This is a genomic window from Sporosarcina sp. resist (genome assembly GCF_014302295.1).
Lineage (GTDB): Bacteria > Bacillota > Bacilli > Bacillales_A > Planococcaceae > Sporosarcina > Sporosarcina psychrophila.
The window spans coordinates 3,683,946-3,700,411 of the sequence record NZ_CP060287.1; the positions used below are offsets into that span (position 1 = coordinate 3,683,946).

Here is a 16,466-nt window from a genome sequence, read left to right on the forward strand (position 1 = left end):
AGACTTGTTATGACCGGCATGACTTAGATTATGACCGCCACCGGTAAAAATCTTTGCAGATAACAGCCTCTACAGGTTTGGAATCTTTCAAATCATCGTTTCTTCTTCGCCTTCAATAATTCAGCAATACTCTCCCCTGCTGTCGATGTCTCCTTGACAACTGGTTCGCGTACTAGACGTTTCTTCGTAAGCCCTTTGAACATACCGAAACGACGCAACGTAATATCGATAAAGAACAAAATCATCGCTACTAAGATTAGCCATTCTGCAATCCGTATCTTTTCACCACTTTTAAAGGGGTGATCACGGAATGCCTCTGTCGGTTCTTCTAACACTTTTCCGCCTGTCCGTTCGGCAATTTTAGTCATCAGTGCTGCGTTCGGTACTGCCGGTTTATATTCATCGCTATACGGTACTGAAAGGCCAGCTTCGAACAATCCACCTTTATCATCCGATACACCGAAAAATACAAGACCCGGTTTGGCATCTACAGTTACCCGTACTTTACCGGGAGCAAGTGGCTCTGAGGTGAATGGTACTTCTTGTCCTGCTTCATCCACGACGGCTATGTCGAGGAATGCCGCCTTACGAGAACTATCTGTTACCGTATAGGTGCCACCTCGTTCATGGGTGATGATGTAAGGGACTTCTTCATATGACGGCAGCAATCGTGCCACTGCAGTATTCCAAAACTCTGGGTAACCGTCCCATCTTGCTAAATCACCCGTCCACTTCCCTGTTGAGTCAGATGTGAATGCAACAGTCCTTCCGAGTCCATACATCCATTCAGCAATGACTGGGTCTTCTTTATGGCTAATCCCTGCAATCGTAGCTGTAGTTTTCGCAGTCGTTGCAATATAGGCATTCATTTGCGGAACCCCTTCTCTAAACAAAGACGACCATTCAGGAACACCGCCTAGCGTCATATAAAATGGATTATCCTCGATATATGTTCGCGTCATCATCGACGTTTCTCGGGCCAGTATTGCCGGTACTGTCGACTCATCGACGACATCGTAAAACCGTCCGCCACCATTCTCCGCAAGATCTTCTAAAAGCGACCAGTCGGCATCTGAACCGATAGCAACCGTCGACATCGTAATGTTATTTTTTCTACCTTCCGCAATCACTTCTTCGTAATCCGAAGGCATCGGTGATTGGCCATCTGTCATCAAAATAATATGTTTTCTTTGTAGCTTCAAATCCGCAAGATCATCATAGGCTTTTTGCATGCCCGGAAAAATATCCGTCCCCCCGCCTGCCGGAACGGAAAGGATTTGTTCGACTGCGTCCTTCTTATCTTCTAGCTTACCGATTGGAATGACTTCCCATACTTGATCATCAAATGCAGTAAAACCAAACGTGTCATCATCACGGAGAAGCTCTACCGATCGGGCAGCTGCTTCTCTTGCCAAGATGATTTTCGAACCGGACATACTTCCCGATCTGTCCATAACAATCATTAGCCCGAGCGAAGGAAGCGATTCTTTTCCTTTCACTTCCATCTCAACTGGAAGAAGCCGTTCAATCGGAGACTTGAAGTATCCGCCAAGCCCGAAACTTTCGTCCCCTCCGACCATCATGAAACCTGTACCAAAGTTTTTCACAGCCTGTTCAATGACCGTCATCTTATCCTCACCAACGACGTGCCCTGGCACATTATCAAAAATGATAGCACCGTAGCCTAAATAACCCGACAGCGTTTCTGGTAATTGTTCCGCATCAACAACATCTACGCTCATCACGTTTTTATCCAGCAGTGCTGGGATTGCTGATGGATTACGGCTCGTCTGAACAACGAGCACACTCGGGGAACGTTCCATCATTGTGACGGACAGCATTCGGTTGTTTTCTAAAAAGCTGTCATCCGATACAAGGAGTTTAGCTTCGTATTTCAGCAACCCGCCTCCAGTTGCCGATGTCCGAAATGAAAAAGTGTTCTTACCTGGCTCAAGTTTCACCGGCTCTTTGATGATTTCCTTATCATTTTGATAAATGAGCAGTTCACCAGTAGTTCGAGTAGATGATTCCACTTCAACTTGTAGCAACTGCTTCTCGCCTTCGTAAGCAGTCAGAGGCGTATCAAAAATCGAGATCGAAGCGTCCGCACTTCCTGGTCGTTCAAGTAAAACAGTGTCAATGATCATACGGCCTTCACTATATTTAGGCAATAATTCTTCAACCTTGCCCACTGTTTCCAAACCATCAGACAGTAATACGATCCGTGTCGCACTATCATTTTTAGCCACTGCTGCAGCAAGGTCAATCGCTTTCGCAATATCGGTTGCATCTCTTGATTCCATCTGCCCAATTATCGGAAGCTCTACGTCTGCATCTGTCAACTGTGAATCTGTTCGGAACGTCTCTGCGAATGAATACATACCCACTGACTGATTCACTTGACGGCCTTTCAGACTTTCTGCAATCCATTTATCCGCTGAATTTCCGGCACTTTCAATTGAAACAGAGCGGTCTACAACAAACAATATTTGTTCTTTATCAGCTCGCAGCGTTATAAAAGGAGTTGCCAGTGCAAAGATGAGAGCAGCAATCGCAGTACATCTTAGAACAAATAGAATGGTTCCTTTTCCAATAAGCCGCATGCCCGATGATTTCCATGTATACCCCATATAAAGCGCAATTGGAATGAACAATAAAAGCCATACAGGCTGATCAATTCGGATATCCACGTCTTCTTTGCACCTCCCATTCAATAAGTAGAAGAAGCAAAAGTGGCACGAGGAATAGCCAGCCAATCCTATTTTTCCCTTCTTCATTCCCTTTCACATTTTCAGAATGCCCGATTTGGTACGATGAACCCTGTACAAGCTCTTTTTCAGATTTCTCAAGCAGAACAGCAAACATCTTTTCTACTCCTCCGTCTAATGCTTTATAAATACCTGGACGTGTTGGCGCGATGAAACTCGAACCATCCGTAATTGTTGTGACATATTCATCATCTATCGTGTAGATTTCCAGTCCATTCTCTGTTCTACCCGAAAGAACCGCTTTGCGCTCATTCGGTACAAATAACCCTAAAGAATCCGTTTCAGAACGCAACAATTCAACTGTACTCCAAACAAATAGTGGGAAGGACGGATGAAGTGGCCAATCAGTCAGCTCAATATCTGCAAGTATGACAATGTCGCCGCGCTTCGATTTTTGGATGAACGGCTTATCGCCCACAGTCGCGATTGTCGTATACGATTTAAACGACGGATACAAGGCACTTACGTAGACGTCACTAATATTTGCAACCGTAAACAATGGATCTGAGGTGTTTTGTACAGCGCCTGCAACTGGTTCAGTGGATTTATCGTTCCTTCCGACAATTATCACCGGCTTCGTTCCTTTTTTCAGGAATGAAACATCATTTGTCACGATAATGGACTCTTCCTGCGCAGCAAGCATTTCAGTCGTGGAACCGGTCGTAACGGTTAATCCGACAGCTTCAAATGCTCTCTTGACCAACTCATGCAAGTGCCCGTCGACAACAGCCTCCCCCGTCTCATTACCTAACAATATGTAGGCCGTATTATCGACTTCATAATCGTCCTCTACAACGATTTCGGCACGTAATAATTTACTTTCGGGTAATTCCTTGAACGATAAAAGTACTTCTTCCTCGCCTTCAATAGAAAAAGTTTCAGCTATCAATAAGTTACCGGTTAGTAGATCTTTAATATGTACGGCTCCGATTTGAGTATCATCTGAATCATTGGTAATTCTTATAATAGCTTCCGTTCCTTCAGGTGTCTTGACCGCTCCGAATTTATCGATGGAGACATTGATTTTAGGATTTTCATCCCCATGAATCGTCCACGTGATGGCACTTTCTCCTTCAGAAAAAGTTGCTTGATCTAGCGAATCCGTATAAATATGAATAGCAGCACCTGTTGTAGTGATTGACTTTGCAAACTCAATGGCCCGTTCCATATATTCATGTTCATATGTAACGGTTAATTTATCGATAGCGGTCATGATTGCTTCGCCGTCTGTTTCCTCCCGTATGACGACAATGGGCTCTTTCCCAGTCGTCATAATTGTGATTGGTTCTCCCGGACGACTCGCGACTAGTTCCTTCATTGCTTCCTGATTTCGCGCAAATAGTGAAGTTCCTTCATTGCTAGCTAGCATAGTCGCAGACGTGTCCACAATAAGAATAGTATGACCACCGACCGCCTCTTCTTTAGTAAGATAAGGCCCTAGTAAAATAAATACTATTAGCAGAAGTGCCGCCATTTGCAGATAAAACAAGGCATTCCGCTGCAAGTTTTTCAAGTAAGGAGACACCCTTGTTTCCCGCATCGATTGTTCCCAGAACAATGTCGATGATATCGTTGTCGTTTCGTAGCGTTTTCGGAAAAAGTAATAGAGAAGGACGGCCAAAGGAAAAACCACCGTCCAACCATTCACTAACTTATCAAATCCCACTTAGCCGCCTCCATCTATCGCACCCATCCTGCATGGCGCATTTTTTTAGTTACGGTTTCCATGACCCCTTCAGCAACTTCTGCACGAATAAGTTGAATACCGAATTTGCGGGCAAGCGCTATCATTTGTGCTTCATGTACCGATTTCTTTTCCAGGTAATCTTGAACCGTACGCCTCGTCATAGTCACTTCGATGCCGTCACCACTCTCGATGTCGACAAATCGAATATCCCCCTCGTAATTTGGAGCTTCTTCCACTTTCGAATGAATCGTTACAACACGTACGTCACCGCAAATTCCTGGCAGACGGCGGAAAAGATGTTCCCACTTTTCGACCTCTTCAAGTCCATCTGTCAGGATGAACAACACCGTTACTGCTTTTGGAATAGACGCAAGTGCTCGGTCCGTGAAATTTTCTGTTGATCCCGGATCCTCAATCGCTGAAATGAATTTCGTCACTGAAGCACGATGCGCAGCGCCTTTCTTTCTAAAAAAGGTATCCTGCTCATCAGTCCACGTGGAAAACGATAGTGTATCTCCACTTTTAAGCGCTAATTGCCCGAGCGCAATTGCCAGCTGACGGGCATAATTCCACTTTCCATCTGCCCCCATTGACTTCGTCGGATCGAGTAAAATATGGATACGCATCTCTTGTTCATCAAGAAACTGCTTAATGTAAGGCTTGTCCGTTCGTGCATAGACATTCCAGTCGATATGGCGCAAATCATCACCGGGATGGTATTCCCTGAAATCAGAGAAATCAAGGGAAGAACCGGTCTTCCTTGAACGATGCGTCCCTTTATGATGTCCTAGACGGCCCGACCGAGAAACAATTGACAATGCACCAAGCCTTTTCGCTAACCCATTAGGAAACAGTTCACCGTTCATTGCACCGATGCTCCTTGACGTACTTCTTCAAGCAATTTAACGATCAGTCCGTCAACGTCAACGCCCTCTGCTTCCCCTTCATAATTGATGAGAATACGATGACGTAACGCAGGTTTAGCAACTGTTTTAATATCCGCAATGGATACATGATAACGACCTGACACAAGCGCACGCGCTTTGGCGAGTCTAATAATTGACTGAAGTCCCCTTGGTCCGCTTCCGTACTGAACATATTTTGCCCAGTCATCGGTTGAACCGTTGTTGTTGTTGTTGTGGGTTGCTGAAACCAAATCGACCGCGTAATTAATCATTTCATCCGCAATAACAACTTCTTTGACCATTTCTTGCGCCATTACGATTTCTTCCGCATCCATTACTTTTTGAATTTCGATAAGTCGCGGTCCCGTTGTACGCAGAATAATTTCCTTCAGTTCTGATTTCGCTGGATACGGTAAAATTATTTTACAAAGAAAACGGTCCATCTGTGCTTCCGGCAATGGATAAGTTCCTTCCATCTCAATCGGATTCTGCGTTGCAAGAACGAAAAACGGACGTGCCATTTGTCTCGTCTCTCCAAGTACCGTCACCGTTTTTTCACCCATCGCTTCAAGCAAGGCACTTTGTGTTTTCGGAGTAGCTCGGTTAATTTCATCCGCCAATACCATCTGGCTAAAAATCGGACCTTCTTTAAAAGCGAAGCGCTGCATTCCTTCTTCATTTCGTTCCAAAATGCTTGTCCCCGTTATATCGGCCGGCATTAAATCAGGCGTAAATTGAATCCGTGAAAATGACAAATCGAGCACTTCTGAAATCGTTCTAATTAGCATTGTCTTCCCAAGTCCGGGCAACCCTTCCAATAGTGCGTGCCCATCTGCCAAAATCGAATAGATAGAAAACTCGACCGCTTCCTGTTGTCCGACGATGAATTTACCGATTTCCTCTTTAACTAATCCTAGTTTCCCACTCATTTCTTCAAACTGCTCTGGTGTAAATGGCATACGTACACTCCCATTCTGTCTTCATTCGATTGAGGAAAAGTAATCAGAGAGGATGTGCTGCAAATCTGGCGGCAACTTCATCTTATCCGTACTCTTCAGGTAAGAATCTTTATAATCTCCAACAACTTCTTTATAAGGTCGAATTGTTCCTTTTTCAACTGGACCTTCTGTTTCTCGCTCCTCGATGAAACTCCCTTCACCAAGGTCCCCTCCAACAACGGACGAATTCCCTTTTTCCCCTACACGGTCATTCGGGATTGAAAGAAGACTCCTTCCTCCCGAACCTTGGCCAGCACCGGTTCCTCCTTGGCCCTGTCCTTGACCTTGGCCTTGGCCTTGGCCTTGACCTTGACCTTGGCCTTGACCTTGACCTTGACCTTGACCTTGACCTTGACCTTGACCTTGACCTTGGCCTTGACCTTGATCTTGACCTTGACCTTGACCTTGACCTTGACCTTGACCTTGGCCTTGACCTTGACCTTCCCCTTCGCCCTCGCCTTCACTTTCACTTTCGCCTTGACCTTCCCCTTGGCCTTCACCTTCTGATGTCCCAGTTTTAGTATCACTCCCTGTTGCTGAAGAGCTACTCCCTGAGCTTGCAAGGGCGGGTAATGCAGGTGCTTTACCGATTTCATTCAACGCACTATGTGCTTCACCTGCATTTTGCGCAAGTTTATCCGTAAGTTCCATAAGCTCACTAAGTTCTTTTTCTTCCGCCTCGCTTAACGATTCGGTTGGATCACCAGATGTCTTAGCTAACTCTTTTTTGTCTGCTAGACGCTGTTCTTTTAATCGTAATTCCTTCTGTTTCTTAACAAGTTCTTTCAACGCTTCTTCCGACGTTTCCGCTTCCAAAAGCTTTTCAGCGAGTTCCTGCAATTCCTTTTTCACTTCGGGTAATTCTTCTTTTTTAATCAATTCCTGCACATCTTTTTGCATCTCTTCAATAATCTTTTTTTCCTGTTCAATCGCTCCCGCTTCTAACTGCGCTTCAGAGGGAAACGTGATTAATAGGGCAAGACAAGCAGATATAATAATGAATCCACCTAGCATCTTTGGATTTACATACCGTTTCTCCCTTTTTTTAAATTGCTCAAAAGCAACCGCCACTTTCGACTCGGCTGCAATGATAATAACAGGAGCAAGATGAGTTTCATTGACCTTGATATCCATCGCTGTTATAAGAAGATTATCTGGCATAAATTCATCAAGCTGCCTTACCGCTTCAGCGTTGTTATATCTTTTGTAGATAATGAAAACGATTGTCGCAATGAGTAGCAATACTGCACCGATAAGCGCGATACGTCCATAATAAGGAAGGACAAATAGTCGAGAAGCGACAACTAAAAGGACCGCGAAAAGGGCGGCAGCAAACATTCCAGTCTGCACCGTATAGATGGCTTTTTCAAAACTTAGCCGGTACAGAGTAGCCAGCACATATTTCTTTAATACTGATTTCTTTTCCATTCGCCCACCTCCCTATTATTTTGAACGTTTCATATTAACACGCAATTTCTTTACTGAAATAAATAGTGAAATAACCGTTAGTGACAAATAGAAAATAAGATAGCCTATCCAAATCGGAAATTTCACTTGCGTCATTTCCGAAATACTATCCCCCATTCCTGTCGAAAGGAATGATGCGAAGAGGATTGCAGGATTAATTGACGCCAGAATATGCCCAAGCATTGAAGTTGGCGGCGTACCTGTTCCCATGTGATTGAACTCTATCATTTGCATAACAATCAAGAATATGAACCCAGTGACGACCGATAGAAACAGCATTGTTCCATACGTTGCAATCATCGAAACAATCGTCCGGCGAATAAGCGTGGAGAACATAACACCTACACTGCCGATTGCAAGAAGCGTTACAAATAAGAAAAAGAACACTTTAACAAAGTCCAATGGAGAGATACCGCCGAATAGGAATACTAAACTATAGACCGGTAATCCCGCCACAATGAGCAGCAACAGGAATGCGATTGATGACGACAACTTTCCTGAAATAATTTGAAATGAACTTTGTGATGTCGTCAATAAAATTGACAGCGTTTGTTTTTCCCTTTCCGAACTAATTGCTCCAGCCGTCAAACCCGGAGTGATGAATAACACAAGTCCTAGTTGGATAAATGCTAACAACCCAAACAAGATGAAACTTTCACTAGGTCTGAAATAAGACGTCCCTGACATCGTCATTGTCGCAAAGATGAAACCAAAAACAAAAATACACATTGCTATCAAGTAGAATAGGATACCAACGAAACTTTTTGGTGAGCGGAACCTTAGTTTCAATTCTTTAAAGAGAACCGGATTATTGAAATTCATCTTCATATTAATCGGCTCCTTTCGTAATTTCCATGAACACATCCTCCAGATTGGTCACGTGCTCCATGAATGAAAGGATTGGAACATTATTCGTGATCGCTTGCTTCAACAATTGGACCTGGTCTTCTTCCGTCCCTTTATATGAAAATCTGACGCCATCATTAGCATCCAACTGTTCGATATTTGACACGTACGGATCTTCTTCGAAAAATGCGATTGTGCTATCGAGCGATCCAGCCAAACGGACTGTAATAACTCTTTCTCCGCGCAGCTTATCTTGAATTTCGGCAACAGAGCCGTGTGCGATGAGACGACCATTATCAATTACCCCAATTTCATCACACATTTCCGCCAGTTCAGGCAAAATATGTGATGAAATTAAAATCGTCTTGCCCATCTTTTTCAATGTTTTTAGAATGTCTCTCATCTCAACACGTGCACGCGGATCCAGTCCAGATGCAGGTTCGTCAAGAATAAGCACTTTAGGATCATGGATAAGACTGCGCGCCAAGCAAAGCCGCTGCTTCATCCCCCGCGACAAAAGATCTACGTACGCATGACGCTTATGTGACAGGTTGACGAGTTCCAACAATTGCGGAATAAGCTTTTGCCGCTCCGCTTCAGGAATGCCATAGCTCGCACCGTAAAAGTCCAGGTACTCGTCCGCCTTTAGCTGATCGTAGACACCAAAAAAGTCAGGCATATAGCCAATCATTTTACGAACTGCCTCCGGATTCTTCCGGATATTCACTCCGTCGATGAAAACGTCCCCCGCAGTCGGTTGTAATAAGGTCGCAAGAATGAGGAATGTCGTCGATTTCCCAGCGCCGTTCGCACCAACAAACCCAAAAACTGTTCCTTCACTCAACGTCAAATTCAAATTATCAAGCGCTTTGAATTGGCCGTACTTCTTTGTAAGTCCTTTTATCTCTATCATTGCGACACCTCCCCATTCAGCTTCAGCATAGGAGCACGGCCTTGATTACCATTCTTTTCATCATGAAAAATGATTCGGACAACAATTTTTCCATCAGGCGTTATATAGTTGTTTACATTTTCCGTCTTCACCAATTTCCCAGACTCTGACTGCTCGTATTGACCCGATCGCACATTTAATATGCTGACATCATATAGTTTTTTTTGTATTTTCGATAGTTCCAGCGATGTCCATTTCATGTTCTTTCCGATTAACCCTGCTGGTAATTGCCATGTTTGATTGTACACGGCCTCATTAAAGTAATATTCATCCGTACCATATCCCTGTGAATCAGGCTGAAACTGTCCATCCTCTGACAGCATCGACATCTCCATCATCTCTGGTTCAACTGTAAACACATCAGTCAACGTCACGTCTACCATTGCTGTTTGAACGAGCATCGTCAATGCTGACACTGAAGGTTTTACTTTAAGAAGTTCAATAGGAACAATCTGTGTATCTGTATAACCAATTACGGCTGGACTCGAAGTCTTGTTCATATAATCACCGGCAAATGAGAGAACGCTATCTTTCCTCATCTTCGTTAAATCATCCATATTGACTGGTGTAGGATTCATATACGAATTGAACATCGATTTTCTCGGAAGCAACGTAGAGGTTTTTAGCGTTTCATCCACTTGGGCAGTTTCCCCCGGTCCAAGATCACCGATTGGAATCAGTTTTGTTCCCGACCAAATCGATACATCCTTCAATGCAAACGGAAATCCATTTGTCACTGAACCCGTCAATTTTTTATCCGTTACATTTAATTGGATTTCGTAATTCCCTTGCTTTTCGATCCTGGTTTCTCCGTACACTGTCCCTACATTCCAATAGCCAATATTTCGAAGATGCATTGTCGTACCTGCTGCGTCCTTTTCAACAATTGCTTGTTTATGGATAGTCGCTTGAGAAGACCTGAAAGGATCATTATTTGGCAACGAAGCACCAAGCGTTGTTTCAACAGGTGCAGTAAATGTAAAGTTCCCAGCTTTATTGGTTAGGATTGACTCCACATAATACCCTGTCAAACTACCATCCTGTTCAACATTTAATATTGCGGAATGTTGAATTTGTGCTCTTCCAATTCGATCTTTCGCTCCGTATGCAAATATGGCAATGGACGCCAGTATCGCAATGGATGGAATAATCCACCACGCATATTCTCGTTTGTCTTTCCGTTTAAGGATAAAGTAAAGCACTGGTATAATAAGAATAATATAAAATATAATTATTCCAAAAATTAATGGCGTAGATACTTTGAATGAAGGAAACAATTCATTGGTGCTAGCTACCGTATGGACAATTGCATTATTCGGACTGTCATAAGGATTCTGTCCCCATTGATTTGAATGTCCCGTCGCATCGAATAATGTCCCCCAGAACGCCGGCATTCCAACCATTTTAGCAATTGGGTCATCGCCGACTGAAAAAGCCGTTTGGACGATTTGCCCCTGGCCCAACTTGGAATAGGCAACGAGGACATTTCCTTCATCTTCAAGTAGAGACGATGCACCCGGATTTAATGCTGTTAAATAGGAAGGGATTGTGCCTTCAAATCCTTTTGTTCCCGCCCACTTATTCAAAACTTCAGGATTCGCTTTAGAACTTGCTTTCAACGTCAAAGGCAAATGATCTGAAAAGACACCCGTCTCCGCTTTCACGTTATCAGAACCTCCGATTACTAAGATGCCTCCTGAACGAACCCATCCTATCAACGCATTCTGTTTCTTTTCAGATAAATCGGCAAGCGGATACTCATCGATGATGATAAAATCAGCCGCTCCCCATCCTGCCGCTTCTTCCGGGAAATTTGGTTCACCCATTTTCGACGCACTAATGATTTGGCTAGTAGAAGCATTCAAAATTCGGCTAGTTTTCAAAGCGCCAAGACGATCCGGATTATCCGTAAACGTTACGATGAATTTCGAATCATCGTAAAACATGGTCGTCGTTAATGTTTGTGCTCCTTTATGTACAACTTCTTTCCCTTTTTCCCATCCGCCCTCGTATAGGTAAATTGTTTTCGTGTTCGACATTCCCCCATACATATTGTTCATATCAGTCATACTCGGGATGACAAGCGAAATCGTTTTGGTCTCCCCTGCACCGATATCAACAGGGATAGCTTCCCCACTTCCTGTCGTAAAGTAACTCGGAACGTCGATTACAAGATCCCCGCTAAATGCAGTTCCACTGTTCTCAATCACAATTACTACTGGAGCACCTTTTCCTTCCTTTGCTTTACCGTCGATGCCTGCCGAAACACTCACTTTCAGATTTGGAGCTGCAAGAGCATTGACAGCTGGAATGAAGACAATCATTCCAACAAACAAAACCAACACTACCCCGAACTTTTTCCACATACTAATTTCCTCCTGTCATGCTGAATAGAAATCTATCAGTAGACTAATTGTTCTCATCTATTAGTACGAACGAGACAACCTAAAGTTCCTTTATTTCTCAATAATTGTAATCTTTTTGTAATCTTTCAGCATGACTTTGGACAATTTGTGTAAATGCATCCACTTGTTTTAGTGCAAACGAAGATTCATAGCCGATTAACCATGTATCTCGGGTCAACTCAAATTCTTCTTCATTGTTCAAAAGCGGCATTTTATTGACATCTTCATCACCGGTCAACGTAATTGACGGTAATATCGCATAACCAATCCCATTTAACGCCAGTTGCTTACAAGTCTCAATCTGATCGACTGTAATTTGACGCCCCGGATTTTGGTCGAAATGACGCTGCCACCAACGCTGAATTTCCATATGGTAATTCGAGTCACTCTTGAATTGAATAAATGGACGAGTCGTATCTTTCAATTCTTCGATTGACGTAATTTCACGGTCTACTAAATAGAGATGGTCTCGGAATAAATACGTTTTTTTACTCTTCCAATCTACCTGGCCCCGAACAATTCCAACATGAGCTTCTCCTTCATATAGTGCTTTGACAATTTCTGAACTCCATCCCGTTATCAGCGATATTTTGGCATCTGGATACATTTCAACATACTCTTTCAATACTTGAGGCAACCACGTCTGCCCTACGATGGATGCACATGCAATTTTCAATGTGCCGTGCACTTTGTCCGCCATCGATGCAATCATTTCAAACGTTTCTTCACGTTTTATAATCGCTTCACGTGCATAGCCGATGATCAATTCTCCCGCTGGCGTCGGCTCAAGACCTTTCTGCGAGCGGATGAACAATAACGTTCCCCATTCCTTTTCAATTGATTGTAGCCGCTGAGAAAGTGCCGGTTGCGATAAAAAAAGTCGCTCTGCAGCTTTTCGCATATTCCCTTCTTCTGCTAATGCTTTAATGATTTCAAGTTCTGTCGTTGTCATTCAAATACCCCTTTCCACGTGGAATTTTTAATATAAAGAGCAAGCTGATAACAGCAAAAATGGCTACAGTAATATACACCCATTGCAACGAGCCATCGAGCGCATTTTGTAACAGCTGTACTTTTGTTGCAGGTATCGTTTTTCTCATTTCATCCGTCAGAAGTAAATTGACATCATCTAAACTATAATTCAAATCATCCTTTTTGAACCGGGCCATTAACATGCCATTTAAAATCGCGCCAAATAATGCCGCCCCTACCGTATTCCCGAAATTCCGCATGAACATATTGGCAGCCGTCGCTGATCCTCGCTTCTCTCTTGGAACCGCCCCTTGGATTGTGACGGTGAACGATGTACTTGTCAGTCCCATGCCAACGCCCACAAAAAAGCTTGCAATCGCAGCCCACCAAGGTCCTGACCCAGCGTCCATCATGACAAATAAGGTTGTTCCAAATATGAGTGATAACCCACCTGCAAAAGATACATGAAACGTACCGTAGCGGATTAACAAATGACCTGCAACAGAGGATGCAATCGGCCATCCGATAGACATTGCTGTCAGGGTGAATCCAGCAATTATCGCCGGCTGTTCCATAACACCTGTAACGAATGTCGGCAAATAAGAGGAAACTCCAATCAATATGACCCCTGTCGTTAACGAAACAAGATTCGCATACAATATAACGGGGGTTTTCCACAATGCAAATGGCATTACTGGATCTATTGCTTGTCGTTCGACCCTAACAAATAACGCTAACGACCCGAGTCCTACAATAACTAGGGTGATACTGTAAAACGACAAGCGACCGAATGCCTGACCACCTTCAACAAGCCAGTATAAAATAGTGGATAACGATAACGTAAGTAGGAAGGCACCTTTATAATCAATCGAAACCTTTTTCTCCCGCTTTGGTTCATGTAGAAACAGATAGATACCGACCATTGCAAGTATTCCAAGCGGCACATTCACCCAGAAAACAAACTTCCAATTCATATAGTGAACAATCAGCCCACCAATAACGGGACCTGATACAGCTGAAATTCCCCATACACTAGATAAATACCCTTGGACTTTCGCCCGTTCTTCCGTCGTATATATATCGCCTACAATCGTAGTAGCAATCGGCATTACGGCACCCGCACCGAGGCCTTGAAGTAACCTAAATACAATTAACTGCTCCATCGAAACTGCAAAACCACATAATATAGACCCAATAAGAAATATCGTCAATCCAATAAACAAAATTGGTTTTCGGCCAAATAAGTCCGCCAATTTCCCATAAATGAGTACAGTAACTGTACTCATCAGTAAATAAGAAGAAAAAATCCAACTATATCTTGAAAAACCACCAAGGTCCGAAGCAATTGAGGGCATTGCTGTAGTCACAATCGTCGCTTCCACCGCACCAACAAACATTGCCAACATGACAGAAATGAGCACAAGTGGGCGATTCGTAATTTTATTATTTTTCACAGTCTAGATTCTCCTTTAAACAGAAAAGGGCCCCATTTAGGAGCCCACAATTTAACCAAAACAATTATTCAACCGAGTAAATATATCTTTTAAATTGTTTCATTATTACTCTTCGTGTTAATATGCCTGCAAATGTGCCGTCTTCTTCCGTCACACAAAGAAATGTATGGTCAATTAATAAATCGAGCCCTTTTTGGAATCGATCCGTCGTTTTTATGGATGGCAAATCAGTTTGCATAATTTCATCAACTTTTAAATCGTCAAGACGTTCATATTCAATACGTTCAAGTCCCAAAATAGAATCAGTAATCATCCCCATACTGAGCAACCCTTTTAAACGATATTTCGCATCAAGGACCGGTATAGCTGAATAACCTGTTTTTGTTAGTACAAGGAGGGCGTGCTCTGCATTATTTCCAACCTGAACATGCGCAACTTTTTCAGACGAAATGATAAAATCCGCTATCGGTGTGAAAAGAAAATCCCTATTGTTTATAGAAATCATGTAAATCTACTCCTTCTGTAGCTATGCTTTTCACCTTAAAACTACATATCTATCATATCATAAGAAGGACTTTCTATCCTTGAAAATGAAAAAGAAAACCCCTTCTGTTAAGAAGAGGCAGCGTAATAAAAAATGACAATTCCAATGAAAAATACAGCTACAAGGACAATCCAAATAATCGGATTCAATGTAAATGGGTGCTCTTCAATCGGACCCGAAATCTGATCATCCTGTCCATCAACAACAACGGTCACCTTGTTCCATTTCTTTACGGCGATAAAGCTGATTATACAAATGACCAAAACAACGATAATAAATGGAACTGTCCATACATCCAAACTTATCTCTCCTTTTGAGAGTAGGATGTGCAAAACGACAACATTTATCCTTAAAACGGGGATTTATTAAGCCATTGTCCGCCGTCGAGCGTCACAATTTCTCCATTCATGTAGGACGCCTTATCTGACATAATGAATGCCGCCAGTTCTGCAATCTCTTCCGGCTTCCCAAGACGACCCAAAGGAATCGATTCAAGTGTGCGCTTAGCTGCTTCATTAGACTCCCATAACTTTTCTGCGCCGCCTGTACGTTCAATCGGACCCGGCGCAATACCATTCACACGGATTCCATATTGACTTCCCCATTCAACTGCTAAAGTTCGAGTTAACGACATAACACCTGCTTTAGCTGCCGCGGAATGAATGACACCCGCGCCTGCATCCCATGCATACGTTGCAAGCATATTCAATATCGATCCTTTTTGACCTTTCTCAATCCAGTACTTTCCAACTGCGCTGGAGCAATAAAATGTGCCATTTAGTACAATATCGATAACAGACTTCCAGCCGTTTGGTGATAAATCTTCTGCTTTAACGATGAAATTTCCAGCCGCATTATTTACTAATCCATCAATTCGGCCAAACTTTTCATCCGTGAAAGCGACTAACGCTGCAACTGATTCAACATTCCTCACATCCATCTGGAATGGATGTGCATGATCCCCAATTTCTTCTTGAGCCACATTTAACCTATCTATATCTCTACCCGTAATTACGACTTGTGCACCTTCATCGGCAAATTTCTTCGCCATGTATTTCCCCATCCCATTCGATCCACCTGTTACAATTATGACTTTTCCCTCAAACACAACAATTCCCCCTCTTATAATGAATGAATATTCACTCATAATTGTAACATGTTATCAAGTTCGTTACGAGAACAAAAGTAACCTCACAACGAAAAACGGACACCGAACTTTTTCAGTTGTCCGTTTATACGATTATTTAATAACACATGTTTTAATTAACCAAAGTAAACCCAAATATGACTACTTACTATTCACTAGACGTTCTATGTACAGATACCATCGGATCGCTTTGGACTGAACAGCTACTATACAATTTCCCGGGATTTCTTGCTGTGTAAAGTCTTTGCTAAAATAAGTATAGAAGGCTTTATTAAAGGAGATATTCCTTTACTTTTCCAAAGTGTATAGTCGGCACTAAAC

13 protein-coding genes are annotated in these 16,466 nt (G+C 42.9%); all 13 read right to left on the reverse strand.

Going from position 1 to position 16,466, the window contains the following annotated elements:
- Positions 1 to 92: 92 nt before the first annotated feature.
- The 13 genes from H7992_RS18040 to fadH all read right to left on the reverse strand — a co-directional run bounded on the left by H7992_RS18040 (position 93) and on the right by fadH (position 16,061).
- Positions 93 to 2,690, reverse strand: a complete 2,598-nt coding sequence (locus H7992_RS18040) for a VWA domain-containing protein (protein WP_187045475.1) — start codon at positions 2,688 to 2,690, stop codon at positions 93 to 95.
- Positions 2,674 to 4,434, reverse strand: a complete 1,761-nt coding sequence (locus tag H7992_RS18045; protein ID WP_187045476.1) for a vWA domain-containing protein — start codon at positions 4,432 to 4,434, stop codon at positions 2,674 to 2,676. The genes H7992_RS18040 and H7992_RS18045 overlap by 17 nt, the downstream gene beginning before the upstream one ends.
- A gap of 14 nt (positions 4,435 to 4,448) precedes the next feature.
- Positions 4,449 to 5,321 carry a DUF58 domain-containing protein gene (locus tag H7992_RS18050; RefSeq protein ID WP_187045477.1) on the reverse strand — a complete coding sequence of 291 codons (873 nt, stop codon included), beginning with the start codon at positions 5,319 to 5,321 and terminating at the stop codon, positions 4,449 to 4,451.
- Positions 5,318 to 6,319, reverse strand: coding sequence for an AAA family ATPase (locus H7992_RS18055; RefSeq protein WP_187045478.1), 1,002 nt, complete (start codon positions 6,317 to 6,319; stop codon positions 5,318 to 5,320). The genes H7992_RS18050 and H7992_RS18055 overlap by 4 nt, the downstream gene beginning before the upstream one ends.
- 21 nt (positions 6,320 to 6,340) lie before the next feature.
- The gene (locus H7992_RS18060; RefSeq protein WP_187045479.1) at positions 6,341 to 7,786 is read right to left on the reverse strand and encodes a hypothetical protein; all 1,446 of its coding nucleotides are present in this window, start codon (positions 7,784 to 7,786) and stop codon (positions 6,341 to 6,343) included.
- Between the two features lie 15 nt (positions 7,787 to 7,801).
- A complete protein-coding gene (locus H7992_RS18065; RefSeq protein WP_067211648.1) occupies positions 7,802 to 8,653 on the reverse strand; it encodes an ABC transporter permease in 852 nt (283 codons plus the stop codon).
- Between the two features lies 1 nt (position 8,654).
- On the reverse strand, positions 8,655 to 9,584 hold the full coding sequence (locus tag H7992_RS18070; RefSeq protein ID WP_067211650.1) for an ABC transporter ATP-binding protein: 930 nt from the start codon (positions 9,582 to 9,584) through the stop codon (positions 8,655 to 8,657).
- Positions 9,581 to 11,989: a hypothetical protein gene (locus H7992_RS18075; protein ID WP_187045480.1), complete on the reverse strand. Its 2,409-nt coding sequence runs from the start codon at positions 11,987 to 11,989 to the stop codon at positions 9,581 to 9,583. Before H7992_RS18075 ends, H7992_RS18070 begins: the two co-directional genes overlap by 4 nt.
- 97 nt (positions 11,990 to 12,086) lie before the next feature.
- A complete protein-coding gene (locus H7992_RS18080; RefSeq protein WP_067211655.1) occupies positions 12,087 to 12,980 on the reverse strand; it encodes a transcriptional regulator CcpC in 894 nt (297 codons plus the stop codon).
- Positions 12,961 to 14,406, reverse strand: a complete 1,446-nt coding sequence (locus H7992_RS18085) for an MDR family MFS transporter (protein ID WP_082786834.1) — start codon at positions 14,404 to 14,406, stop codon at positions 12,961 to 12,963. The genes H7992_RS18080 and H7992_RS18085 overlap by 20 nt, the downstream gene beginning before the upstream one ends.
- A gap of 112 nt (positions 14,407 to 14,518) precedes the next feature.
- Positions 14,519 to 14,959 (reverse strand): cyclic-di-AMP-binding protein CbpB, encoded by a 441-nt coding sequence (cbpB, locus tag H7992_RS18090; protein ID WP_187045481.1) that lies wholly within the window; start codon positions 14,957 to 14,959, stop codon positions 14,519 to 14,521.
- Positions 14,960 to 15,066: 107 nt separating this feature from the next.
- Positions 15,067 to 15,297, reverse strand: coding sequence for a hypothetical protein (locus H7992_RS18095; protein ID WP_067211663.1), 231 nt, complete (start codon positions 15,295 to 15,297; stop codon positions 15,067 to 15,069).
- A gap of 50 nt (positions 15,298 to 15,347) precedes the next feature.
- On the reverse strand, positions 15,348 to 16,061 hold the full coding sequence (fadH, locus tag H7992_RS18100) for a 2,4-dienoyl-CoA reductase (RefSeq protein WP_370570008.1): 714 nt from the start codon (positions 16,059 to 16,061) through the stop codon (positions 15,348 to 15,350).
- Between the last annotated feature and the right edge of the window lie 405 nt (positions 16,062 to 16,466).